Source organism: Gottfriedia sp. ABJ_BB2_2, from assembly GCF_055484705.1.
In genome coordinates, this window is record NZ_JBVFKR010000004.1 from 129,221 (window position 1) to 152,966 (window position 23,746).

General features: G+C 33.4%; 26 protein-coding genes. 21 read left to right on the forward strand and 5 right to left on the reverse strand.

Going from position 1 to position 23,746, the window contains the following annotated elements; translation table 11 throughout:
- Window positions 1–21 precede the first annotated feature (21 nt).
- The 16 genes from ACX6U0_RS11490 to ACX6U0_RS11565 all read left to right on the forward strand — a co-directional run bounded on the left by ACX6U0_RS11490 (window position 22) and on the right by ACX6U0_RS11565 (window position 12,761).
- Window positions 22–942 carry an ROK family protein gene (locus tag ACX6U0_RS11490; RefSeq protein WP_464960068.1) on the forward strand — a complete coding sequence of 307 codons (921 nt, stop codon included), beginning with the start codon at window positions 22–24 and terminating at the stop codon, window positions 940–942.
- Window positions 929–1,645, forward strand: a complete 717-nt coding sequence (locus ACX6U0_RS11495) for a GntR family transcriptional regulator (RefSeq protein ID WP_464960069.1) — start codon at window positions 929–931, stop codon at window positions 1,643–1,645. The genes ACX6U0_RS11490 and ACX6U0_RS11495 overlap by 14 nt, the downstream gene beginning before the upstream one ends.
- A gap of 342 nt (window positions 1,646–1,987) precedes the next feature.
- Window positions 1,988–3,178, forward strand: a complete 1,191-nt coding sequence (locus tag ACX6U0_RS11500; RefSeq protein ID WP_464960070.1) for a MalY/PatB family protein — start codon at window positions 1,988–1,990, stop codon at window positions 3,176–3,178.
- A complete protein-coding gene (locus tag ACX6U0_RS11505; protein WP_464960071.1) occupies window positions 3,171–3,875 on the forward strand; it encodes a helix-turn-helix transcriptional regulator in 705 nt (234 codons plus the stop codon). The genes ACX6U0_RS11500 and ACX6U0_RS11505 overlap by 8 nt, the downstream gene beginning before the upstream one ends.
- Window positions 3,876–4,144: 269 nt before the next feature.
- Entirely contained in the window at window positions 4,145–4,840 is a 696-nt protein-coding gene (gene vanR / locus ACX6U0_RS11510; protein ID WP_464960072.1) for a vancomycin resistance response regulator transcription factor, VanR-F/VanR-M family, read from the forward strand.
- On the forward strand, window positions 4,833–5,939 hold the full coding sequence (locus ACX6U0_RS11515) for a sensor histidine kinase (protein WP_464960073.1): 1,107 nt from the start codon (window positions 4,833–4,835) through the stop codon (window positions 5,937–5,939). Before vanR ends, ACX6U0_RS11515 begins: the two co-directional genes overlap by 8 nt.
- 116 nt (window positions 5,940–6,055) lie before the next feature.
- On the forward strand, window positions 6,056–6,931 hold the full coding sequence (vanY, locus tag ACX6U0_RS11520) for a VanY-A/VanY-F/VanY-M family D-Ala-D-Ala carboxypeptidase (protein ID WP_464960074.1): 876 nt from the start codon (window positions 6,056–6,058) through the stop codon (window positions 6,929–6,931).
- A gap of 219 nt (window positions 6,932–7,150) precedes the next feature.
- The gene (locus tag ACX6U0_RS11525) at window positions 7,151–8,308 is read left to right on the forward strand and encodes an MFS transporter (protein ID WP_464960075.1); all 1,158 of its coding nucleotides are present in this window, start codon (window positions 7,151–7,153) and stop codon (window positions 8,306–8,308) included.
- 132 nt (window positions 8,309–8,440) lie between these two features.
- Window positions 8,441–8,809: a DUF4180 domain-containing protein gene (locus ACX6U0_RS11530; RefSeq protein ID WP_464960076.1), complete on the forward strand. Its 369-nt coding sequence runs from the start codon at window positions 8,441–8,443 to the stop codon at window positions 8,807–8,809.
- Between the two features lie 81 nt (window positions 8,810–8,890).
- Window positions 8,891–9,418, forward strand: a complete 528-nt coding sequence (locus ACX6U0_RS11535; protein ID WP_464960077.1) for a dihydrofolate reductase family protein — start codon at window positions 8,891–8,893, stop codon at window positions 9,416–9,418.
- Window positions 9,419–9,579: 161 nt separating this feature from the next.
- Window positions 9,580–9,768, forward strand: coding sequence for a DUF6440 family protein (locus ACX6U0_RS11540; RefSeq protein ID WP_464960078.1), 189 nt, complete (start codon window positions 9,580–9,582; stop codon window positions 9,766–9,768).
- 276 nt (window positions 9,769–10,044) lie between these two features.
- Window positions 10,045–10,314, forward strand: coding sequence for a zinc ribbon domain-containing protein (locus tag ACX6U0_RS11545; RefSeq protein ID WP_464960079.1), 270 nt, complete (start codon window positions 10,045–10,047; stop codon window positions 10,312–10,314).
- 385 nt (window positions 10,315–10,699) lie between these two features.
- A complete protein-coding gene (locus ACX6U0_RS11550; protein WP_464960080.1) occupies window positions 10,700–11,134 on the forward strand; it encodes an SRPBCC domain-containing protein in 435 nt (144 codons plus the stop codon).
- A 1-nt stretch (window position 11,135) separates the two neighbouring features.
- Complete coding sequence (locus tag ACX6U0_RS11555) at window positions 11,136–11,483, forward strand: ArsR/SmtB family transcription factor (RefSeq protein WP_464960081.1); 348 nt, start codon at window positions 11,136–11,138, stop codon at window positions 11,481–11,483.
- A gap of 55 nt (window positions 11,484–11,538) precedes the next feature.
- On the forward strand, window positions 11,539–11,976 hold the full coding sequence (locus ACX6U0_RS11560; RefSeq protein WP_464960082.1) for an SRPBCC family protein: 438 nt from the start codon (window positions 11,539–11,541) through the stop codon (window positions 11,974–11,976).
- 323 nt (window positions 11,977–12,299) lie between these two features.
- Window positions 12,300–12,761 carry an RDD family protein gene (locus ACX6U0_RS11565; protein WP_464960083.1) on the forward strand — a complete coding sequence of 154 codons (462 nt, stop codon included), beginning with the start codon at window positions 12,300–12,302 and terminating at the stop codon, window positions 12,759–12,761.
- 140 nt (window positions 12,762–12,901) lie between these two features.
- On the opposite strand, the gene ACX6U0_RS11570 is transcribed toward ACX6U0_RS11565, so the two are convergent.
- From ACX6U0_RS11570 to ACX6U0_RS11580, 3 genes are all read right to left on the reverse strand, one after another.
- Window positions 12,902–13,930, reverse strand: coding sequence for an NADH:flavin oxidoreductase/NADH oxidase (locus tag ACX6U0_RS11570; protein ID WP_464960084.1), 1,029 nt, complete (start codon window positions 13,928–13,930; stop codon window positions 12,902–12,904).
- A gap of 114 nt (window positions 13,931–14,044) precedes the next feature.
- Window positions 14,045–15,043 (reverse strand): NAD-dependent epimerase/dehydratase family protein, encoded by a 999-nt coding sequence (locus ACX6U0_RS11575; protein ID WP_464960085.1) that lies wholly within the window; start codon window positions 15,041–15,043, stop codon window positions 14,045–14,047.
- Between the two features lie 24 nt (window positions 15,044–15,067).
- Window positions 15,068–15,436, reverse strand: coding sequence for a DUF2500 domain-containing protein (locus ACX6U0_RS11580; RefSeq protein ID WP_464960086.1), 369 nt, complete (start codon window positions 15,434–15,436; stop codon window positions 15,068–15,070).
- Window positions 15,437–15,881: 445 nt separating this feature from the next.
- On the opposite strand from ACX6U0_RS11580, the gene ACX6U0_RS11585 reads away from it, so the two are divergent.
- The 3 genes from ACX6U0_RS11585 (at window position 15,882) to pheA (ending at window position 18,712) form a co-directional block, all read left to right on the forward strand.
- Window positions 15,882–16,307 carry a GHMP family kinase ATP-binding protein gene (locus ACX6U0_RS11585; protein WP_464960087.1) on the forward strand — a complete coding sequence of 142 codons (426 nt, stop codon included), beginning with the start codon at window positions 15,882–15,884 and terminating at the stop codon, window positions 16,305–16,307.
- A 441-nt stretch (window positions 16,308–16,748) separates the two neighbouring features.
- On the forward strand, window positions 16,749–17,738 hold the full coding sequence (locus tag ACX6U0_RS11590; protein ID WP_464960088.1) for a LacI family DNA-binding transcriptional regulator: 990 nt from the start codon (window positions 16,749–16,751) through the stop codon (window positions 17,736–17,738).
- A 125-nt stretch (window positions 17,739–17,863) separates the two neighbouring features.
- Entirely contained in the window at window positions 17,864–18,712 is an 849-nt protein-coding gene (pheA, locus tag ACX6U0_RS11595; RefSeq protein WP_464960089.1) for a prephenate dehydratase, read from the forward strand.
- Between the two features lie 66 nt (window positions 18,713–18,778).
- Here pheA and ACX6U0_RS11600 read toward each other — a convergent pair whose 3' ends face one another.
- Both ACX6U0_RS11600 and ACX6U0_RS11605 read right to left on the reverse strand, forming a co-directional pair.
- Window positions 18,779–19,006: a spore coat protein gene (locus ACX6U0_RS11600; RefSeq protein WP_464960090.1), complete on the reverse strand. Its 228-nt coding sequence runs from the start codon at window positions 19,004–19,006 to the stop codon at window positions 18,779–18,781.
- A gap of 118 nt (window positions 19,007–19,124) precedes the next feature.
- On the reverse strand, window positions 19,125–20,537 hold the full coding sequence (locus ACX6U0_RS11605) for a sigma-54 interaction domain-containing protein (protein ID WP_464960091.1): 1,413 nt from the start codon (window positions 20,535–20,537) through the stop codon (window positions 19,125–19,127).
- Window positions 20,538–20,929: 392 nt separating this feature from the next.
- Here ACX6U0_RS11605 and ACX6U0_RS11610 point away from each other — a divergent pair, with 392 nt between their 5' ends.
- Both ACX6U0_RS11610 and ACX6U0_RS11615 read left to right on the forward strand, forming a co-directional pair.
- On the forward strand, window positions 20,930–22,141 hold the full coding sequence (locus ACX6U0_RS11610) for an ornithine--oxo-acid transaminase (protein ID WP_464960092.1): 1,212 nt from the start codon (window positions 20,930–20,932) through the stop codon (window positions 22,139–22,141).
- A 23-nt stretch (window positions 22,142–22,164) separates the two neighbouring features.
- A complete protein-coding gene (locus ACX6U0_RS11615; protein WP_464960277.1) occupies window positions 22,165–23,454 on the forward strand; it encodes a Glu/Leu/Phe/Val family dehydrogenase in 1,290 nt (429 codons plus the stop codon).
- Window positions 23,455–23,746: the final 292 nt, after the last annotated feature.

A 23,746-nucleotide genomic window follows, 5' to 3' on the forward strand; every position in this document is an offset into this window, starting at 1 on the left:
ACTTAAAGGGAGAGCAAAACAATGAAACATTATGCAGTCATTGATTTGGGTGGTTCAGCAATAAAATATGCATTAATGAAAGAGGATGGCAGCTTTGTTGAAAAAAGTTCAGTCCCAACACCAAGAGAAGGAATTGAAGCTTTTATTAATGAAGTGACAAAAATAGTAAAAGACTATGAACGTGAAGTGAAAATTGAAGGTATAGCTTTAAGTATGCCAGGAGCGGTAGATGTAGAAACTGGTATCATCGCTGGGGCTAGTGCCATTCCATATATTCACGGTCCAAATATCAAAGATTTATTGCTTAAAAGTACAGGGTTACATGTTGAACTAGAAAATGATGCAAATTGTGCAGGGTTAGCTGAAGCATGGATTGGTTCTGCGAAAGACGTAAATGACTTTATTTGTATTGTGATTGGTACGGGAATTGGCGGCGTTGTTGTACTTGATAAAAAAGTGCGTAGAGGGAAAAATCTTCATGCAGGTGAATTTGGTTGTATGCTTGTAAAGGATTATATGTCAGAATCATTAGGTAGAAATTGGAGCGATGTCGCTTCTACGACAAGTTTAGTTCGTGCAGTTGCAAAACGTAAAGGCCTAGACTGGAAAACACTTAACGGCAAAATGGTATTTGAACTATTTGATCACGGTGATGAAGAGGTTAAAATCGAGGTTGAAAAATTTATCAAATACTTAGCTGTAGGTATTTTTAATGTAGCATATGTGATTGATCCAGAGAAAATATTGATTGGTGGAGCAATTAGTGCCCGTAAGGAATTAATTGATCAACTCAATGCAGTACTTGCCACAATGAGAGGCAAGCATGCAACTTTAGATATTTCAGTGGAACAATGTGCATTCGAAAATGACTCAAATTTAATTGGTGCACTGTACCACTATATGCAGCAAACAGGAGTGAACATTGTAAGTGAGCAAATATAACGAAATTGCTAAAGATATTCGTCAAAAGATTTCTGATCAAGTGTATGGAGTAGGTGAAATGCTTCCAGACGAGTTTTCATTAGCCAAGCAGTATGATTGTAGTAAAATGACAGTGAAGAAGGCAATGGACCTTTTAGTAAGTGAAGGCTTAATTGTAAAAAGGCGTGGCTACGGGACAATTGTAAAGGAAGCTCCTTTATTTAATGTGCATCAGTTAAATAGAAATGATAAAAAGCATTTTGGCTTAACTCAAAAAGTAGGTGCTAAACGAGTAAATTCTAAAGTTTTGTTATTTCAAGTAATTCCTGCATCAGAAAAATTATCTTCACTACTAAATTGTGAAACGAACAGCTTTATTTACGAAATTAAGAGAGTTCGATTTATTGATGGAAAACCATATGCGCTTGAAGAAATATATATGCCAATATCAGTTATCCAAGGATTATCGGAAAAACATGTAAATAAATCAATTTATCAATTCATCCAAGAAGAATTAGGTTTGAAAATAAAAAGTGCTCAAAAAATCATAAGAGCAGTTAAAGGGAATGCACTAGACATCCAGCATTTACATATTCATAGGCATGATCCCGTAATGGAAGTCGAGCAAATCGTTTTTCTAGCAGATGGGAAGGTTTTTGAATACTCCATCACACATCATGTTTACCAATTATTTGAATTTCAAACAGTCATTATTAATGAGTAAGAAGAGCAGGAAGGGCGAACAAAGAGCCTTTCCTGTTTTTTATGTACCTCACATTTAGATTTTTTTAGAAGATTGTTGTTTAAAAGAAGTCTGTTAAATCAAACAAACGTTTAATTAAGAAGTGAATTTGTATGGGTATACTAACTCATGTGAGATAGGCGATGTTACTACATAACCTTAGTTCCTTGGAAAACGTCTATCCTTTCGTTTAAGATCACCTACCAACTCATTTATACTGTCGTGCAAGATAAAAAATTATCATTGTAATAAAAAATTCTTATCAATAATTGTTTTTTCAGATAAAATAGAATCAGAGAGAAAAATGTGAATGGGGGATTCAACGTGAAATTTAACTTTAATGAAGAAATCAGCCGAAAGAATACTAACAGTACGAAGTGGGATTCAATTGATCAGGTATTTGGATGCACAGAAGTTCTTCCACTATGGATTGCGGATATGGATTTAGCATGTGCACCAGCTATAGTAGAGGCACTTACGAAAAGAGCACAGCATCCTATTTATGGATACGGACATATTCCAGAGGAATTTTTTGAAGCTGCTATCAATTGGGGTAAAAAGCGCTTTGATACAAAGATTAATCGTGAATGGTTAACGACTGTCCCTGGTGTTGTTCCGGCTTTAAATTTAGCGATTGATGCATTCACTAAGGTTGGAGATGAAGTCATTATTCAGCCGCCTGTTTATTATCCGTTTTTTAGTGTAGTGAAAAATAATGGCCGAAATTTAGTCGAAAATCCTTTGATCGAGCAAGATGGTTACTACTATATGGATTTAGACGATTTAGAAAAGAAAATTACGAGTAAAACAAAATTACTTATTTTATGTAGTCCAGCAAATCCAGTTGGTAGAGTGTGGTCAAGAGAAGAGTTAACCGCATTAGTTGAAGTATGTAAAAAGCATAAAATACTTGTTATCGCTGATGAAATTCACGCGGACCTAGTATATGAGAAAGGTACCCATATTCCTTTTTACTCTTTAAGTGAAGATGCTGCGAATATGAGTATTACGTTCATGTCGCCAAGTAAAACATTTAATATCGCAGGTTTATTTTCATCATTAGCTGTCATTCCAAATCCAGACTTATTTATAGAATTTACGCATTCAATACTTCGTGCTAGCCTAGAGAACTTAAATATTTTTGGAATTGAAGCTGTTATTGCCGCGTATAACGAAGGTGATGAATGGTTAGATGAGTTACTTATTCATTTAAAAGGTAATGCTGAATATATTCACAATTATTTAAAGAAACATATTCCAGAAATCAAAATGAAAGTAACAGAAGCAACGTATTTAGGTTGGTTAGACTTTAGAGAACTTGGCCTAACATGTGATGAACTAAATAAATTTTTAGTAAAAGATGCTAAATTGGGTTGTAATGAAGGGCGTGTTTTTGGATCTAATGGAAAAGGTTTCATGAGATTAAATTATGCTTGCTCTCGTAAAACAATTGAAGAAGCTATGGTACGGTTGGATCAAGCAGTTAGAAAGTTAAAGGTATGCGTTAATGAGTGAGGTAGAGGTTAAGCATTCACCACAATCAAATAAATGTCATAATGCATTATTAAACATGTATATCCCAATGGTTAAGTTTATTGCCTCAGTGATGGGTAAGCATTGTGAAGTTGTACTTCATGATTTAACAAATCCAGAAAACTCTATTGTCGCAATTGAAAATGGGGACATCAGTGGACGTAAAGTAGGCGGCCCAATTACTGATCTAGTATTAAAAGTCATGCAAGAGGGTGCTTATAAAGAAGTTGATTTTATCACTAATTATAAAGCAAGTGTAAAAGGTAACCGTACTTGTCGATCCTCTAGTTATTTTATTAAAAATGAAACTGGGGAAATCATAGGTGTGCTGTGTGTGAATATTGATGTAACTGTGTTAGAGAATGTGAAAACATATTTAGATGATTTTATTATGACTAGCTTTCAAAATGAAGGTCAAAAGCCTCTGAGGGTACACAACACAGAAGTTTTTGAAAATCTTCATGAAACTGTTGAGGACGTTTTAGAAAATATGATTTCAAAAGTATTGGGTGACTATCACTTGTCACCAGAGAGATTATCACTTGATGAAAAACTTGATGTTGTTCGAAAATTAAATGAAGCAGGTCTATTTCTTTTAAAAGGTGGCGTAAGTGAGTTAGCTCAAAAACTAAAGGTATCTGAAGCAACGATTTATCGCTATCTTAGTAAGGTAAAGTAAATATAGTTAATTGATAAGAGGATATGTGCATAAACAATTTGCATATATCCTCTTTTTTATATGGATAAATAGTATTGTGAAAATGAACGAGACAGATGATATGATTGAAGTAAAGCAGTTCAATTACATAAGGAATGGTAAAATAAAGAAAAATTTTAATAGAAATATCGGATGCGTTACTATGAGTCCATGTTTTGGAACAAGAAAATGAAATAATAGAAAAAATGGGAAAGAATTGATATATAGCTAATTTACTTAGGAGTGGAAAGATGAGAGATATTTCGATATTAATTGCTGATGATGAGGAGGAAATTGCAAATCTGATTGCCATCCATTTAGAAAAAGAAGGATACCATGTTGTGAAAGTGTCGGATGGACAAGAGGCTGTTCATGTAGTGGAAACCCAAATATTCGATTTGCTAATTTTGGATATAATGATGCCTATAATGGATGGTTATGAAGTAACACGTCGTATTCGAGAAAAGCATAATATGCCTATTATATTTTTAAGTGCTAAAACATCTGATTTTGATAAAGTACAAGGACTTGTAATAGGAGCGGATGATTATATGACAAAACCATTTACTCCGATTGAATTGGTAGCTCGCGTAAATGCTCATCTCCGCCGTTTTATGAAGCTAAATCAACCGAAAATTGAGAATAAAACCAACTTGGAATATGGTGGATTAGTGATTTCTCCAGATCAACGTACAGTTACACTATATGGTGAAAGTATTGAGCTAACACCGAAAGAGTTTGATATTTTATATTTATTAGCAAACCATCCAAAGAAAGTTTTTAGTGTAGAAAATATTTTCCAGCAGGTATGGGGCGAAGCGTATTTTGAAGGTGGGAACACGGTTATGGTTCATATACGTACGCTTCGGAAAAAACTTGAAGAAGATATACGGAAAGACAAGTGGATTAAGACAGTATGGGGAGTAGGTTACAGCTTCAATGGTTAAAATGATGCACAGTTTTCGTTCAAAGATGGTATTGTTATTTGGTTTAAGTATGTTTTTATCAGGTATCATAACGTATCTAATCTTTAAAGGTCTTCAAATCTACTATCACATGATGGTTCGATACGAGGATCCCTTGGCACAGTTTCGTTTTTTAATAAGAAGATTTGGAGACTTTAATATCTTCTTTGTCATATTTATTTTACTATCTTTCCTGTTCTTCTTTATACTTACTAAGCCTTATTCTACCTATTTTAAAGAAATATCAAACGGAATTCATTATCTTGCTCGTGGTGATTTTAAACATAAGGTACATATCAATTCAAATGATGAATTTAGAGAAATTGCACAAGATATTAATTTGGCAAGTGAAAAATTGGAAGAGGCGATTCAGCGAGGAGATTATTCAGAAAGCAGTAAAGATCAATTAGTCGTAAACTTAGCCCATGATTTACGAACGCCACTTACCTCTGTTTTAGGATATTTGGATTTGATTCTGAAGGATAAGAATTTGACAGAGGATCAAGTCAGACATTTTTTAACGATTGCTTTTACGAAATCTCAACGATTAGAAAAGTTAATTGATGAATTATTTGAGATCACTAGAATGAATTATGGAATGATATCAGTTGAAAAAAATAGAATCAATTTAACCGACTTACTGAATCAATTAAAAGAAGAATTGTATCCTGTATTCGAAAAAAATCACTTAATTGCTCGGATGAATAGTTCACAGCAATTACCCATTTTTGGTGATGGAGATTTGATAGTACGTGTATTTGAAAACCTTTTGACAAATGCAATACGGTATGGAAATGAAGGACAGTATGTCGATCTTAACGGTTTTATTGATGAAGATGAAGTGGTCGTTCAGGTTGTGAATTACGGGAATACGATTCCTCCTGATGAACTCCCGCATCTCTTTGATATGTTTTATACCGGGGACAAAGCACGAACTCAACAAGAAGATGGTACAGGACTTGGATTGTTTATCGCGAAAAATATTGTGGAGCAACACAATGGTTCGATTACTGTAAGTAGTAGCGTAATACAGACAATTTTTGAAGTTCGTTTACCAAAGCACAGTGAAGTAAATGATTAAGATAAATGAACTATAATTTCACAATTTAAGAAAAATTTAATATTTACCCCACTCTTTTTTTTAATAGTTTACCTTATTCTTTTAAGCAAGGACGAATAAGGAGGAAGCTAATTAAAATGAAGAAGTGGGTATTTTTATTGTTTTTATTATTGTTCTTGTCTTTACCTTTCATAAAAATTGGATCGTTTTTCGAGCCAAAAGTTGTCTTACAAAAATATAATCCATCTGAATACGATGAAGTAGAGGATGGAAGTTCTGAAAACACCCACAAAATTAAAATCACTAAAGAACAAATCTATCAAGGAAACTTGCTGTTGGTTAACAGTGAATATCCTGTTAATCCAGAAAGCATTAAATCAGATATCATAAATGTAGCTACTCATAATGAATTGGTAAGGGACTTCAACTTGATCGATAACGAAATCTATTTATCAAAGGATATAGCAAGTAGATTTTCAGAAATGATTACTGCTGCAGAAAAAGAAGGGGTTCGTAATTTTTCAATAACTAGTGGTTATCGAGACTTTGAGAAGCAAAATATACTTTATCAAGAAATGGGTTCTGCTTATGCCTTACCAGCAGGTTACAGTGAACACAACTTGGGTTTCTCTCTTGATGTAGGGTCAACTCAAAAGAAGATGGCAGTAGCACCTGAAGGAAAGTGGATCGAGAAAAATGCTTGGAAATATGGGTTTATTTTACGCTATCCAAAGGATAAAACAGAAGTAACAGGCATTCAGTTCGAACCGTGGCATATCCGATATGTAGGATTTCCACATAGTGCGATTATGAAGGAAAAGAATTTTGCTTTAGAAGAATATTTAGATTACCTAAAAGAAGAGAAACACATTTCTGCTAAAGTAAATGGGGAATCATACACGATTACCTATTACCCCGTTTCTCAAAGCAGAGTAATCAATGTAAAAAATAATAGCCATTATGAGATTTCGGGTAATAATATGGATGGTGTAATTGTTACTTTATACCAATGAAAGAATTTAATTAATAGTCTATGAGGTTAAGAATACACGATTAATTAAAACCTGCAGTTGAACTAACTAGCTTGTTAGTTCAACTGCAAGTTGCAAGAGTTGCTTAGGTGCTCTTTTTAAATTGCAGCGAAAAGTAGTTACCTGAGTTTTAAAAAATACATGAAAGCTTTTTATGCCCCTATGTGAATATACATATATAAATAATTCATTGGGGTGATTATGATTGCTGGGAAGATAAAATTAAGTGTTGCTTGGATCACACTATTTCTAATGGGTACCGACTTATTTGTGGTCTCTCCGTTATTACCGTTTATTTCTAAAGCATACAATATAAGTCCGACGACTACGGGATGGATGGTAACGACTTTTGCGATTACTTATGCATTGTCTGCTCCTTTGTTCGGATGGTTGTCCGATCAAAAGGGAAGAAGAGCATTCATTACAATTGGTTTATTGTTATTTGCAATTTCGAACTTACTTACAGCTATTGCTCCTACATTTTTATGGCTAATTTTTAGCCGTATTCTAGCTGGCTTGTCGGTGGCTTCAATTACTCCTTTGATTTATGCAATCATTGGAGATATTGCACCAGCAAATCGAAGAGGTACTTGGCTCTCAATTGTTGTATCGGGACATTTAACGGCTCTATGGGCAGGAGCACCAATTGGCACGATCTTAGAGAATGTTCTTGGTTGGCGTCCAGTATTTATTGTAATGGCAATCATGGGAGCTATATTGTCGATCGTGAACTTCAAAGTATGGAAATCGAACCCTAAAAAAGAACTCTCAAGAAATTTATTTGACGGGAATCTGCTAAGAATACTTGGTTCAGTAAGTGTTACTACCACTTGGGCAATTACAATGTATGCACTTTATGTTTACTTAGGTGCAGCTTTGTACTCAGAAAATAGATTTTCATCGTCAGAAATTACATTATCAGTTACTTTCTATGGCATGGGAGCTGTTTTAGGAAGCCTTTCAAGTGGGCGATTAACAGATAGATTTGGAGAAAGACAAATTTCGTGTGTTACATTATGTTTCTTAACTATAATTCTAGTATGTATAGGCATTTTCTTCTCATTTGGGGCTTGGATTTATTTTCTTCTTTTTTTATGGGCTTTGGTTGGTTATGCCGGATTTACATCTTACCAAGCAAGATTAGCAGTGGAATATCCAAAACAACGTGGCATTGTTATGGCATGGAATAATACAGCTCTTTATATCGGTATCACCATTGGGTCAATGATTGGTGGCTATGTCATTTCGAATTGGGGCTATTCTTTCGTTCCATACGTATGTAGTATTGGAGCATTCATAAGTTTTATGTTAAGTATCCAAAAGGTTCGGAATGGAAAAAAGAATTACCTGTTTCAATAGGTACCTAAATATAGAAACAATTACACGTGACCTATACAACTTTTCTTTCACTTCACGATTTAATAATCTATCTCTGTTTTATCTGTTTTATAATCGTAATAAAAACAATTTTAATAGAATGGAGAAATGTAGATGAATTTAAAAACGATAGATGCTAACGGACACATTATTGCAGTAGCTCATGCAGATACAATATTACTAAAAGATGAACAAAGTGCGTTGGATATAATGATGACAATTAGTTTTGAAAAAGGAAGTAATCGAATCATCTTAAATAAGGAAGCAATCTCAGAAGATTTTTTCAATCTTAGTACAAAACTTGCAGGTACAATTCTTCAAAAGTTCGTTAACTATAATATTAAGTTTGCAATTATCGGCGATTTTTCAGGTTATACTAGTAAACCATTGAAGGATTTCATTTATGAGTGTAATGAAGGAAATCATGTATTCTTTGTTTCATCAGAACAAGAAGCGATTAACAAATTATCTCAAGTAAAATAATCATTATATAGCGAATACGAGCAGTTTTTAAAGCAGAGAATTAATATACTAATTAAGTCATAGAAGGTAGGGGACATTTGAATGAGTAAACAACGTAATATTATTTTATACATTGGTACTTCTATTGATGGATATATTGCAAATGATGATGGCACATTAGAATGGTTAGAAACAACTGAAGTAGAAGGAGATTCTGGATATAATTCACTGCTTGAAAGAATTGATACAGTTGTGATGGGAAAAGGAACTTATGATGTCGTACGTGGATTTGATATAGATTATCCTTATAGTAATTATAAAAATTATGTTTTTTCTAATTCTGTAAATGGATCAGATGAGTATGCATTATTTGTTGATGAAGATGTCAAAACTTTCGTTAACAATTTAAAACAAAAACCTGGCAAAGATATATGGTTAATAGGTGGAGGACATTTAGCGCGTGAATTTTTTAAAGAAAATTTAATTGATGAATTCCAGCTTGCCATTGCACCGATTGTATTAGGAAAAGGAATCTCTCTTTATACAGGAAATGATATTACTCAAAATTACACTTTAACAAAAGTAGAAAAATTAGGTCAACTTGCTATGCTTCATTACATAAAAAAATAAAGCATTATAAGACTAGCGCATGCGTTAGTTCTACACACGCAAAAGTCGCTCGTGCGACTTTTTTTTATTTGGATGTTTGAGTTTTGGAAGGAATAAGAGGAGATTAATAGAAGATAAAAACAGACAAGGTTGTTCAAAGAACCATGCAGGAGGTGTAAAGAATGTTTGAAAAAGAATCAGAGAAAAGATTTAAAGTGGTTTATAAGGAAGGAAAGCTGGCAGGGAATAAAATTTTAGAAGATAGAGAGACAGGAGTTCAATATTTATTTAGTTGGGATGGCTATGCTGGAGGAATTACACCATTGTTAGGTAAGGATGGGAAACCAGTAGTAAACTCAAATAAAGAGTAATCAATCGACTGCTTCGGCAGTCTAATTTTATTTAATTAATATACAATAATTTAAATGCAAATCGTAGTATATTCTTATCTCGAATGCACGGGGTACATGATTGAAAATATTCTAACAAGAGAACCTTGACATGAAACAAAAAGTATCGTACGTTTATTACGATAAGACACCATTTAGTGTCCTTTTTAAAGTAAATCATGAAAGATTGATGTACTGTAGTTTAAACTCGTAAATTAAAATGAAAAAATCAAAATGGAGTATTGGAGGAATTAAAAAATGGCAAAAACAACCCTGTGTCAAAGCTGTGGTATGCCCCTAAAAGGGTCAAATGATTTTGGAACTGAAAAAGATGGGACAGCGTCTGAAAAATTCTGTCACTATTGTTACCAAAATGGTGAATGGGTGCAGCCTGATGTATCATTCGATGAATTTTATGCATACAGTTTAAAGAGGTTTCAGGATTCAGATATGAACAGAATTGAAAAGTTCTTTCTTAATAAAATGTACACAAAAAAATTCTTGAAAAAACTTGAGCGTTGGAGCTAAATTTTCGATGTAGGTAAAAGAATCGTTCGAACCATTAGATGTGTATTTTAATTTAAATGCTAAATAATTCTTAATTGTAATTACAGATTGGCTGCTTCGGCAGTTTTTTTTATTTTAGTTAAAGAATTAAATAATAGAAATACAATCTATAGAACTGATGAATGGCTAATTTTGTGTTTAAAAAAAACTATATTTTTATAGATTTCTTTGATTTTTTTTGGAATAACAAAGTTGATGAAAAGGTAATAATGGTAGTAGTTTATTCATTTACAAGATTAAATCAAAAAGGAGTAATTTTTTTTGAAATTTAAAGCAACCTTTCAGTTGCACATTCCAGTGTTATGTGCTACCATGTGGTTGCATATGTAAAAAAGGAGGAAAATAAATGAATAATGATCGTATCGAAAGGGAAATTTTCATTGAGGCGTCAGTTCAAACGGTATGGGAGTTGGTTAATCAACCTGCATGGTGGGTCGGAGATAAACCAGGTCCTGACAAAGTTCATGTTGATGGATCACGTATTGTAGCGGAAACAGCAAAATATGGTTCTTTTCCGGTTTTAATTGAGCAGATAGAAGCACCGAAATATCTTGCTTGTCGATGGGCAAGTTCTTTTCCTGGAGAGGAGCCTAGAGAAGGAAATTCTACACTTGTTGAATTTATACTAACACCGAAGGAAGGAGGAACTTTACTTCGCGTAGTTGAGAGTGGCTTTGATAGTCTGGAGGTATCAGAAGAGGAACGAAGACACTTCTTTGATGGAAATGTTAAAGGATGGGCTCAACAACTGGATGTATTACGAAAGCAGGCTGAAAAATAAAATGCAATCTACAAATCATAATGGTTATGAGGAAGTTTTGATTGCGTTAGCAGATCCAACACGCCGTCAGATACTTAACCTCATTGCTACAATGGGACAGGCAACAGCTACGACATTAGCAAAAAGGGTAACTGTATCCCGTCAGGCAGTAGTCAAGCATTTAACGGTGCTAAACGGAGCCGAGCTTGTTGCTTCTAATCGCGTTGGAAGAGAAGTAAAATATTCAGTATCTCCAGAAAAACTATCTGCAACAGCTGAGTGGATGGCAAGTCTAGCGAAGGATTGGGACAGACGATTAGAATGGATTAAGCATGCAGCGGAATCTAAAAATAAATCAGATTTAAATTGAGTTATCTTTTGTTCATGGTATACCAGAAAAAATAAATAGATAAAGGATGGTTTAAATGAATACTCAAATAATCACTAAATTAAAAATTAATAAGCCAACTAATGAGGTATTTGAAGCCATAGTAGACCCTGAAAAAATAGGCAATTTTTGGTTTTCGTCTAGTTCAAAAAGATGGGAACAAGACATGACAATTACATTGAGATATGACGAGTACAATGCAGAAGGTTCTATAAATGTAATGGAGATCAATGATAATAAAAAAATAGTGTTTTCATGGGGCGAAGAAGGTCAAGAGACGATTGTTACAATTACGTTAACTGAGGTCGACACAAGTACAATGATTGAAGTCATCGAATCAGGTTTGAAAGAAGATGATCCAGAGGTTGTAGCTAAAATGATTGGACAAAAAGAAGGTTGGGTATATACGTTAACTTGTTTAAAAGGTTATGTAGAGAATGGTATTAATAGTCTGAGAGCTTCTATCATCCATTAAAAGATGAGGTTCTGCTATAGATTGAAATGTTAGCTGAAGATTTATTCTAATTTAATAATGATAAATGAACAGTCGCATTTGCGGCTTTTTTTATTGTAGTTACAGACGGTTTAGTGGAATAAGAAGTGTTATAATAAATATATTAAATATTAAAAAGGCTCGTGTCAGATGTATTTTATTCTACATTATAAGTGCTGTTTTCTCCGTTGATGTTACATATCTAGCATAATTAGTTCAGCGTTTTTAGAATGTATATAGATTAATCTTTTCATTTATGTTCAATCGTTTTATGAGTAGGGTCAACAAGGAGGAGTTAACGATATATGGATTTTAAATTATCGAGTAGAAAACGAAGGTTTTTTGCATCATGGATTGATGGAATGGTCAGTATTGCATTGTCAAAAATAGGATTATTACTATTTGGGTTAACGAATGAGGAATTTTTGAATAACTATATGTTTGATAGTTTTTCTTTCTTTTTGAATACAATTTTTCTCATCGTAACAATCATTATATTGGATATTGTTATTCCGACTTACTTTTGGAATGGGCAAACTATTGGGAAGAAATTCTTGGGAATAAGAGTCGTTACTGATGATGGTGAAGATGTAGATGTTAAAACGATGACGATGCGTTCAATCTTTCTTTTAGTAAGTGGTATAAATCTACCGATTATACCTGAAGGAATGATGGTTATTTATTTAGTTGATTCATTTATGATTTTCCGAAAAGATAAAAAGACATTGCATGACCTAATGGCAAAAACGAAAGTAGTTTATTGCTAATTCGGTTAAATACTTCATATAACGGAATACTTTCCTAACTAAAGTATGGGTTTAAAACTAAGAAAGAAGATTACATAATAATCAAATTGATTATGTAATCTTCTTTTTTAATTTAGAAATCTTAGTCTATTAAAATAATATTATTTTGGATAAGCACTAATATATGAATTGTCGATCGGCGGGGTAGCGCCTAGTTTCAATGCAGCATCAATCGCCCAGTAAGGATTACGTAATAAACCTCTCGCAATTGCAATTAAGTCCGCTTGGTTTGTTTGGAGTGCATTCTCGGCTAGGTGAGGTTCTTCAAGCTTCCCAACAGCAATCGTAGGAATGAACGCATTTTGTTTTATTTCTTTAGAAAACGGTAATTGATAGCCTGGATATATTTCTTGTTGAAAAGAGGGTACTGCCCCACCACTAGATACGTCAATTATGTCGACACCATGCTCTTTGAACACTTTACACATTTGAACCATATCCTCTATTCCATAGCCATTACGATCATATTCAGTAGCAGATACTCTCATAAATAATGGCATATCTTCTGGCATTACACTTCTCATAGCTTGAATTACATCGGTTGCAAACCGTAATCTCTTTTCAAAGGTACCACCATATTCATCACTACGTTGATTACTTAATGGAGATAAAAACTGTTCAACTAAATAACCATGTGCAGCATGAAGCTCAATTGCATCAAATCCTGCGCGAACGGCACGTTCAGTTGAGTCTTTAAACTGTTTAATCATTTCTTGTATCTCGTCATATGTAAGTTCTTTTGGAGGAGTGTTACCTTCATAAAAAGGAATAGCTGAAGGTGCAACAAGGTAGTCATCAGCAGGTGCTTTACGGCCAGAATGATTTAATTGGATGGCGATTTTCCCATCAAGTGCATGTGCTTCTTGAACGAGTATAGTAAGCTTTTCTTCTTGAATATCATTATATAATCCTAAATCACGAGGATCAGTCATACCATTTGATGCAATTGCAGTAGACTCCAGCATAACAAGACCAACGCCACCAACAATTCGAGAAAGGTAATGTACATGGTGCCAATTATTTACTTCACCAGATTTTTCATCAGCACGGATTGTAACCATTGGTGACATTACAACTCTATTTTTTAATGCTAACCCTTTTAACGTAAATGCAGAAAATAAAGAAGTCATTTTTATATCTCCTTAAATTTTTATAGCCTCTAATTGAAATGTAATAGCCAGAATAGAAAATGTAAATTTATATGTCTTTTACTAGTTTGATAACTACTGTTCTCATACACTTATTTATGTGTTTTTTTGATTTTCATGTAAGTACCACTTCGTATATCGAGACATTCCTTCGGTTAAAGAAATTCTAGGTGTGTATTGTAAATCATTCTTTATTTTATCGATATTAAGCGTATAATCATAGCTTAAAAAGCTTGCAACATGTTTGGATAAAATGGGTGGCTTACCTGTAATGTTAGCTAACACTTCTGAGCTTGACGAGACAAAAGAAAGGATCTTTGGAGAGATATTCTTTGCATGGAGCTCCTCATTTAAATAAGAATATAATAATGTAAGTGCATCAATTAGGTAGATGGGTTGATCGTTCGTAATATTATAAAATTCGCCAATAAACAAATCATCGGCGTTTAAACATGAGATTATGACATCAATTACATTATCAACATATGTAAAATCCATTAAAATCTGCCCTTTATTAACTAGAGGGATTCCACGCTTCTTATTCGTATCTATTAGTCTTCCAAAAATCGTATGATCATATGGACCAAATACTTGTCTAGGTCTAAGTGAAATGGCAGGTAACCCTTTTAGTACTGCGTCTTTTACTATCAAATCAGCAATATGCTTCGTTTTTGCATAATAATTGGTATGATTTTGGGGTAGATCATCATTTTCTCTTACATTTTTTCGACTTTCATTTGTAAAGTAAACACTTGGTGTAGAAAGATAAATAAATTTTTCAATATTTGAGGTTAATGAGGCGTTAACTATATTTTGTGTCCCCTCAACATTCGTTTTATAAAATCGTTCATATTTTCCATATGGAGCTGCAAGTGCAGCACAGTGAATCACATAATCTACATCATTTATTAACTTTGTTAGTAATTCCGTATCCTCTAAATCGCCTTTTACAAAAACGACATTGTCCATAGTATTAAAAAATTTTGCCGCCTGCTCGTTCCTTCCAAAGGCGATTACATCATATCCAATTTCATTTAATCTCTTAACCGTGTGCTTTCCTAAAAATCCAGTTGCTCCACTAACAAATACTCTCATTGATTCACCTCATAATAGATTGTATTACCGTTCAAAATGTATAAATCTGTTACCTTGGTATGTTAAAATTCCTATTTCATTCTCAATAAATTTACCATAAGTTAAACCATCGACACTTAACTCAATACTTTCTCCACTTTCAACTTCAAATGTTAATGAGTAGGAAGTAGGACTTGGCATGATGTATTGATTTCTTTTTTGTTCAATAACCTTGGCTGTTTTTGTTATTAGCTTAGCTGAAACGGTTACCTTTGGTTGTTTATTATTAAAATTCCACTGTTTTAATACTTTTAGAAGAGTTAGAAAGATGCCAGCGAAAACAAAAATAAATAGTATTGGAAAGACAAAAGCAATGATCTTAAATGCATCTAAATTAGAAACAAATACAAACATTAGGTTTCCCTCCTAAAGTAATGCCTTTCTATCAGTTTATTAGACACTCAGAAATTAAATCAACTAATTATTTAGAAGTTTAGATTGTTTGGTAATAGGCACTTAAAACCATTCATTTTTTACTAATCTATCCGCAGATTGGTATTGAAGGATAAAAAGTTAACTCCTATTAATCTTAAAAATGAATCGGTATGGTAAGTAGAAAATAGAACGTAATGTGACAGAACTATAAACAAAGTAAAAAAACAGTTAAATTCGGTAAAAAATGACTGGATTTTAAATTGAAAAATAGTTTGTTGGGGGTTAGGATAATGCTAAGATTATTTTCTATTATCCTATTCAAATTAGGGAGGTAACTGTTTTCTTTAAACAATTTAGTTTCTGAAGAAGAAAGTAGTTACTAAGTTATTAAAATTTTTTTGTACATAAAAGGAGTGATTAGTAAATGGATGTTAATAAGTTAGCTTCGGTTTTTAAGCGATATTACGATTCGGATTATCGGATATTTTTTGTATCTGGCCACAATGAAGAAATGTTTGAAGTAGTAGATGAGAAAGATTACAACGGAAATCGAAATTTTGGGACATATGTTTTAATCGCAAAAACGAAACAGAATAAAATTAGACTTGTATCGTTAAATTATGAAGAATTAGGGATTATCGAATTTTCATTAACAGAGCTTGATGGTGAAAAGCGACATGATTGGACGACTTATCTTAAGAGCACAATTCGTTATTTAAAAGAAGCTGGCTATCGAATTAATCATGGCATGGATATATTAATTTGTGGCAATATACCGAATGAAGTTGGATTGTCATCCTCTACATCAATTGAAGCATTAACAGCTGTTATCATAAAATCTTTATATTGACGGAGAAAGAATACAGGATTGACTATTTCAAACTAGCGTACTAACTTCAGAAAAAACAATGTTATTTATCTTTGTAACCCCCACTTAAAGACTTTTCCTTTACTAATGACTTCCTTTTAAAAAATAATAGATTGATTAAGCAAATGATAAAATGTGAAAATTTACACAAAGTTTTGATGTGTAAAAAAATATCCATATTTCACCTGAAAAAAATTCAGAAAGACTGGTACAATTCTAAATATAATAAACCAGTTTCAAACTTTAAACCTTTAAATGAAGCAAAACATTTATACACTATCTTGATTTTCACGAATGACAACTTTGAAATATAAGTGTTTAACAAATAAAACAAAAAACTATTTATTTCATCTATTATATATGTTTCGCTTATGTTTGATCATAACGATGCGACAGTGGAAGTGTACAAGGAGAAGAGTAGAAATGACGACAATTAAAGAAATTGCAGAAAAAGCAGGTGTATCTATTGCTACAGTTTCAAGGGTGTTAAACTATGATCCTGAATTATCTGTAACCGATGACACAAAGCAGCGCGTTTTTGAAACAGCAGAAATGCTATCGTATATAAAAAAACCGAAAGTAAAAAAGAATATAGCGAAGATCGCACTTGTTCATTGGTATACAGAGAAAGAAGAATTAGACGATTTGCATTATATGTCTATACGATTCGGGATTGAAAATAAATGTGAAGAACAAGGAATTCATATTACAAAGTTCTTTCAAGGGACAGAAAAAGGATTAGCGGAAGAACAGTTTCAGGGGATTGTTGCATTAGGTTATTTCGATGAACAACAAATTAAAACTTTGAAAAAAATATCCAAAAAAATAGTATTTGTAGATTCATCACCTAATGAAGAAATATATGATTCAGTCGTATCCGATTACGAAAGTGCCACAAAGAAGGTATTAGACCATTTTATTTCGCATGGACACCAAAATGTGGGGTATATTGGTGGGCGTGAACGGATCAAACATACTTTAGGCAAGGACTTGTGTTCACGTGTAAAAGTATTTAAAAATTACTTGGCGGAGAAAAGCTTGTTTCAGAAAAATTATGTGTACATAGGTGATTTTTCAGCTGAAGAAGGATTTAATTTGATGAATAAGGCAATTCAAGAGCACGGGGACAAATTACCAACGGCATTTTTAGTTGGATGTGATACGATGGCAATCGGATGTCTAAGAGCGCTTCACGAAGCGAATATTGCAGTTCCAGATCGAGTGAATATTATAGGAATGAATGATCTAACTTTTTCAAAATATCTTTTCCCAAGTTTAAGTACCGTAAAAGTTTATTCAGAACTTATGGGGGAAACTGCCATTGATCTTTTACTTGAACGAATAATGAACAGAAAGATTCCAAAAAAGGTAGTTGTATCAACAAAATTAATGATTAGAAAAAGTAGTTTATAATATCCTAAGAGCCGTACAAAATAAAAATTGTAGGCTTTTTTTGTATATTAATTGAAAATATAAAATATTTTACTTTTAATAAAATATCTTTTTAGTATAATTAAAAATTAAAAGGAGTGTAGTGCATGAAGATAGCGTATTTAGGTCCGGAAGCAACTTTCACGCATGTTGCTGTTCAATCTGTTTTTACATCAGATGAACATATAGCATATTCGAGTATACCTGTCTGCATGGATAGTGTAGCAGAAGGAGAAGTAGATTTAGCTGTTGTACCAATAGAGAATTCTGTAGAAGGCTCTGTCACAACTACGATAGATTATCTTGTACATGAACAACCGTTAAAAATGGTTGGTGAAATCATCATACCGATTAGACAGCATTTACTAATGTCAAAAGGACAGGTTCATCGATTAAAGGATATTGAGGTAATCTATTCTCATTCTCATGCTCTAGCTCAGTGTCACACGTTTTTACATAATCAATATAAGTATACAAAACTAGAACCGGTTTCTTCTACAAGTGCTGCAGCAAAATTAGTTAGCGAGCACCCCCAGGAGTGTATCGCAGCCATCGCGAACGAATTTGCAGCAAAGAAATATGGTCTAGAAATTGTAGCTTCTGATATTCATTCAAATTCTTATAATCATACTAGATTTATCGTATTACAAAAAGAAGGATCGAATGTTGAAACGAATTATTTTCAAAAAATCCATACAAAAGCTACATTTGTAATCATGATGCCGGAAAACCGTGCAGGTGCACTCCACCAAGTATTATCGGCATTTGCTTGGAGACAAATCGATCTTTCCAAAATTGAGTCTCGTCCGATGAAAACAGGATTAGGTAATTATTTTTTCATTATTGATGTCGTAATGGGATATGATGATGTATTATTACCGGGCGTAAAACAAGAATTAGAATCACTTGGATTTTCTGTAGAGATTGTTGGGAGCTATTCAACAATTCAATTATAAAATGAAAAAGAGAAGGATATTTTCCTTCTCTTTTATATTTTTTGTGTTACCTTGCTAATTTGTCTGCTAACAATAATATCCTGGAGGACAATAAGGGTAATATGGGGAATACGGATATCCATAACCGTAACCATATCCGTAACCTCCTGCTAAAGTTCCTAGTAAAGCACCCGTTGCTAAGCCACCAACGAATCCTGGGTAAAACGGACGTCCGATTCCGAAGCCAGGACGGCCAAACCCAGGTCGACCAAATCCTCCTCCAAAAGGTCTGCGGTATTGATAATCATTGTACATCTATTCTAACCCCCTTCTTCTTGAGCGTAACGCTTACATAGTTACACTATGCAGGACAGACGCGGAAGGTTTGGGCGATAGTATTTTTAGGTTGTCAGATTGACATTAATGGAAGAGATTATTTTTCACTTGAAATATTAAATTTACGTATACGGTATTGTAAGTTTTGTCTGCTGATTCCTAATATTTTTGCAGCTTTTGTTATATTTCCATTTTGCTCACTTAATACATTCAAGATATGTTGTTTTTCTTTATCTAATAATGTGTTTTTTAGATTAAAATGGTTATCTTCGTTCTCGATTTTTGGTGTATTTACTTGTACAGGATCTTGGATCTTAGTTAGATTGTTATCATTGAAAAACCTTGTAGGTAAATGAAAAGAGGTTATCGTTTTTTCATTTTCAACTAAATTCATGGCACCCTCAATCATATGCTCAAGCTCACGAATATTACCAGGCCAGTTATGCTTTAAAAAAAATTGTGCTACATGATCATCTAGCTTCGCAACTGTACGTCCAAATAGTCGATTGTATTTTTGGATAAAGAAATTTGCTAATAGAAGAATATCTTCTTTTCGTTCTCTTAGAGGAGGTAGGAAAAGTGATACTACACTTAAACGATAATATAAATCCTTTCGTAAGTGGTTATTAGCAATTGCTTCTATCGGGTCTTCGTTTATTGTTGCAATAATTCGGACATCAAGCTCTTTTTCAGTCATATCACCGATTCTTCTGACCTTTCGATCCTGAAGTACTCTAAGTAATTTAGCTTGTAAATTAGGACTAAGTGAATTGATTTCATCCAATAGCAATGTTCCGCCATTTGCCTCTTCAAATAATCCAGGTTTATCGATCGCACCTGTAAATGCTCCTTTTTTTGTGCCGAATAGAATGCTTTCTATTAATGTTTCAGGTAATGCAGCACAGTTTTGAGAAATAAACGGCTTTGTGGATCTTTGACTAGCATTGTGTATACTTTGTGCAAATAATTCTTTACCAGTTCCTGTTTCTCCAATTAATAAAACAGAAGAGGAAGTTCTTGCAGATCTTTTCGCATCATCAATGATTAGTTTAAATGAAGGTGATTCACCTATTAATTGTTCAAAGGTATATCGTGTATTACGATTTTGCATAATGCCATCTTGAACTGATTGTTTTAATTCGGTTACATCTCTAACCATTTCAATTGCGCCAACGATTTGATTATCTTTCATGATGGGATATGTATCATTAATTGTCGTTACTTCTTTTCCTCTATTATTAAAATACGATTGTTTAATATTTTTACGTATTTTCCCTTTTTGAAGAGCTTCAAGTAAAGTGCTTGATTGATTATTTTGGAATGTGAATACATCTAATAGATTTTTATGAAGTACATCTTCTTCATTCATCATTTCAATTTCCATCATTTTTCTATTATAAACAATCGTTTTACCTTCATGGTTCACTACATGAATTCCGATATCAATTTCTTCTAATATTAATTGAAGTAATTCATCGACGACTAAATTTGGATCTTTATCATTTTTCATTGAAATCTCTCTTTTCTTGGAGGTGATAGAAAATTAGCATTCTTTTTTATTCGCAGGCAGTGTTGTTATAATAACTGCTCTTATTAAATAATAACAATCTCTTAGAAAAGCTCCTGCGTTTTTGATATGATTAAAAACGGGTTTCAAAATGGTGCAAAAATTTACTGTTTTTCGTTTTTTGCACTGCAAAGATTATATGCATATTCTAATGTAATTTGCACTTTAAGGCAAAAAAAATTTGCGCTTTATGAAAACGTTAACAGTTTTTTGTAGGAAAAAACATCTAAATGAGTACATTTTGTGAATTTTGAAGTTTTAGACATATTTGGCATGGAAATTGCTAAATAATTAAGTAAGACAGAAAATAAAAAAGTAATAATGGAGGAACTCATATGACAACTTACTCACAAAAAATAATTGATCAAACAAATCAATTCGGTGCAAATAACTACCATCCACTACCAGTCGTTATCTCTAAAGCAGAAGGTATTTGGGTTACAGATCCAGAGGGTAATAAATATTTAGATATGTTAAGTGCTTACTCTTCAGTAAACCAAGGACATCGTCACCCTAAAATTATCCAAGCTTTAAAAGATCAAGCTGATAAAGTTACATTAACTTCTCGTGCTTTCTATAGTGAAAACATGGGTGAGTGGTATGAAAAGGTTGCAAAAGTAACAAACAAAGAAATGATCCTTCCTATGAATACTGGTGCAGAAGCTGTAGAAACTGCATTAAAGGCTGCTAGAAGATGGGCTTATGATGTAAAGGGTGTTGAAGAAAACCAAGCTGAAATTATTGCTTGTATTGGAAACTTCCATGGTCGTACTTTAGCTGCAGTATCTTTATCATCTGAAAAAGATTACCAACGTGGCTTCGGTCCATTCTTACCAGGAGTTAAATTAATTCCTTATGGTGATATTGAAGCATTGAAAGCAGCAATTACACCAAATACTGCTGCGCTATTAATCGAACCGATTCAAGGTGAAGCTGGAATTAACATCCCTAGAGATGGATTCCTACGTGAAGTTTCTGATGTATGTAAACAAGAAAATGTATTATTCATTGCTGATGAAATTCAAACAGGTTTATGCCGTACTGGTAAAACTTTTGCATGTGATTGGGAAGAAGTAATTCCAGATATGTACATTTTAGGTAAAGCACTTGGAGGCGGCGTATTCCCAATTTCATGTGTGGCTGCAGATCGTTCAATCTTAGGTGTTTTTGAACCAGGTTCTCACGGTTCTACATTTGGTGGAAATCCATTAGCTTGTGCAGTTTCTGTAGCAGCTTTAAACGTTCTAGAAGAAGAAAAATTAGCTGAGCGTTCAAATGAGCTTGGAAATTACTTTATGGAAAAATTAAAAGAAATCGATCATCCTCATATTAAAGAAGTAAGAGGACGTGGATTATTTATTGGTGTTGAACTTCATGTACCTGCACGTGTTTATTGTGAAGCATTGAAAAAACAAGGTTTATTATGTAAAGAAACACATGATACAGTTATTCGTTTTGCACCACCATTAATTATTTCAAAAGAAGATTTAGACTGGTCAATTCAGCAAATTAACGAAGTATTTAGCCAATATAAAGCCACTGTATAAATGGAGCGAGAACAATGACAACTATTATCCCAGAAAATGAAAAAGAATTAGAAATTCAAAAGAAAATCAAAGAAGAAGGCAGAGAGTTAATTGAGTCTACTCAAGAAGTAATCTCTGAAGCACTTCATAAACTTGGTTATTCAAAGGAACTTTATGAATTATTAAAAGAACCTTTACGATTTTTAACAGTTCAAATTCCAGTGCGAATGGATGATGGCTCAGTGAAAATTTTCACTGGCTATCGTTCACAACATAATGATGCTGTAGGTCCTACAAAAGGTGGAATTCGTTTCCATCCAGAGGTAAATGAGGATGAAGTAAAAGCTTTATCAATGTGGATGAGCTTAAAATGTGGAATTGTTGATTTACCTTATGGCGGTGGAAAAGGTGGCATTATATGTGATCCAAGAAAAATGTCATTATATGAGCTTGAGAGATTAAGTCGTGGATATGTTCGTGCAGTTAGCCAAATCGTTGGTCCTACGAAAGATATTCCTGCACCAGATGTTTACACAAATCCTCAAATCATGGCTTGGATGATGGATGAATATAGCCGAATCCAAGAGTTTGATTCACCTGGGTTTATTACTGGTAAACCACTTGTATTAGGTGGCTCAGCAGGACGTGAGACTGCTACAGCTCAAGGTGTTACAATCTGTATCGAAGAAGCTGCTAAACGTAAAGGTATTGAATTAAAGGGTGCTAGTGTCATTATTCAAGGGTTCGGAAATGCGGGAAGCTTTTTAGCGAAATTTATGATTGAAGCTGGTGCGAAGGTAGTTGGTATTTCAGATGCACTTGGCGCATTATATGATCCAAATGGCTTAGATATTGAGTATTTATTAGATAGAAGAGATAGCTTTGGAACGGTTACAAACTTATTTACAAATGTTATTTCGAATAAAGAATTGCTTGAGAAGCCTTGTGATATTTTAGTTCCAGCCGCAATTTCAAACCAAATTACAATTGATAATGCTCATAATATTCAAGCATCAATTGTAGTTGAAGCTGCAAATGGTCCAACTACATTAGAGGCTACAAAAATATTAACAGAACGTGGAGTTTTATTAGTTCCTGACGTTCTAGCAAGTGCTGGTGGAGTTTCTGTTTCATATTTCGAGTGGGTTCAAAATAACCAAGGTTACTATTGGTCAGATGAAGAAGTAGCAGAAAAGTTACGCGATAAAATGGTTCGTTCATTTGATAGTGTTTACCAAACATCAGTAAATCGTCAAGTGAATATGCGATTAGCGGCTTATATGGTTGGTATTCGTAAAATGGCGGAAGCTTCTCGTTTCCGTGGCTGGGTTTAATATTAACTTATGCTCCAGATGGGAATATTTCATCTGGAGCACTTATTATCTTAATCTATGAAAATTTGACACAATTTTAAAAATATGTAAGAATATATTTTTTGAATTGTAGTATTATTTGGAGAAAATAATATTGTATACGCTTTCAACTGTTATGTGAAAAAATTCGATAGAGTACTTCATAGAATAGAGTCATCTTGCTTCTATCCAAAATGAGAGGGAAAATATATCCACTTCTATCAGAATATTTCAATAAATAGAAACAATTTATCAGTCAAGGGAGGTATTTTTC

Bases quoted from the DNA above. Each gene is read 5' to 3' on its own strand.
- ACX6U0_RS11575 (WP_464960085.1), bottom strand. From the start codon at position 15,043: ATGAGAGTATTTGTTAGTGGAGCAACTGGATTTTTAGGAAAGCACACG.
- ACX6U0_RS11605 (WP_464960091.1), bottom strand. From the start codon at position 20,537: ATGAAAAATGATAAAGATCCAAATTTAGTCGTCGATGAATTACTTCAA.
- ACX6U0_RS11505 (WP_464960071.1), top strand. From the start codon at position 3,171: ATGAGTGAGGTAGAGGTTAAGCATTCACCACAATCAAATAAATGTCAT.
- vanY (WP_464960074.1), top strand. From the start codon at position 6,056: ATGAAGAAGTGGGTATTTTTATTGTTTTTATTATTGTTCTTGTCTTTA.
- ACX6U0_RS11560 (WP_464960082.1), top strand. From the start codon at position 11,539: ATGAATACTCAAATAATCACTAAATTAAAAATTAATAAGCCAACTAAT.
- ACX6U0_RS11610 (WP_464960092.1), top strand. From the start codon at position 20,930: ATGACAACTTACTCACAAAAAATAATTGATCAAACAAATCAATTCGGT.
- ACX6U0_RS11550 (WP_464960080.1), top strand. From the start codon at position 10,700: ATGAATAATGATCGTATCGAAAGGGAAATTTTCATTGAGGCGTCAGTT.
- ACX6U0_RS11590 (WP_464960088.1), top strand. From the start codon at position 16,749: ATGACGACAATTAAAGAAATTGCAGAAAAAGCAGGTGTATCTATTGCT.
- ACX6U0_RS11515 (WP_464960073.1), top strand. From the start codon at position 4,833: ATGGTTAAAATGATGCACAGTTTTCGTTCAAAGATGGTATTGTTATTT.
- ACX6U0_RS11525 (WP_464960075.1), top strand. From the start codon at position 7,151: ATGATTGCTGGGAAGATAAAATTAAGTGTTGCTTGGATCACACTATTT.
- ACX6U0_RS11490 (WP_464960068.1), top strand. From the start codon at position 22: ATGAAACATTATGCAGTCATTGATTTGGGTGGTTCAGCAATAAAATAT.
- ACX6U0_RS11580 (WP_464960086.1), bottom strand. From the start codon at position 15,436: ATGTTTGTATTTGTTTCTAATTTAGATGCATTTAAGATCATTGCTTTT.
- ACX6U0_RS11565 (WP_464960083.1), top strand. From the start codon at position 12,300: ATGGATTTTAAATTATCGAGTAGAAAACGAAGGTTTTTTGCATCATGG.
- ACX6U0_RS11545 (WP_464960079.1), top strand. From the start codon at position 10,045: ATGGCAAAAACAACCCTGTGTCAAAGCTGTGGTATGCCCCTAAAAGGG.
- ACX6U0_RS11535 (WP_464960077.1), top strand. From the start codon at position 8,891: ATGAGTAAACAACGTAATATTATTTTATACATTGGTACTTCTATTGAT.
- ACX6U0_RS11530 (WP_464960076.1), top strand. From the start codon at position 8,441: ATGAATTTAAAAACGATAGATGCTAACGGACACATTATTGCAGTAGCT.
- pheA (WP_464960089.1), top strand. From the start codon at position 17,864: ATGAAGATAGCGTATTTAGGTCCGGAAGCAACTTTCACGCATGTTGCT.
- ACX6U0_RS11570 (WP_464960084.1), bottom strand. From the start codon at position 13,930: ATGACTTCTTTATTTTCTGCATTTACGTTAAAAGGGTTAGCATTAAAA.
- ACX6U0_RS11585 (WP_464960087.1), top strand. From the start codon at position 15,882: ATGGATGTTAATAAGTTAGCTTCGGTTTTTAAGCGATATTACGATTCG.
- ACX6U0_RS11600 (WP_464960090.1), bottom strand. From the start codon at position 19,006: ATGTACAATGATTATCAATACCGCAGACCTTTTGGAGGAGGATTTGGT.
- vanR (WP_464960072.1), top strand. From the start codon at position 4,145: ATGAGAGATATTTCGATATTAATTGCTGATGATGAGGAGGAAATTGCA.
- ACX6U0_RS11555 (WP_464960081.1), top strand. From the start codon at position 11,136: ATGCAATCTACAAATCATAATGGTTATGAGGAAGTTTTGATTGCGTTA.
- ACX6U0_RS11540 (WP_464960078.1), top strand. From the start codon at position 9,580: ATGTTTGAAAAAGAATCAGAGAAAAGATTTAAAGTGGTTTATAAGGAA.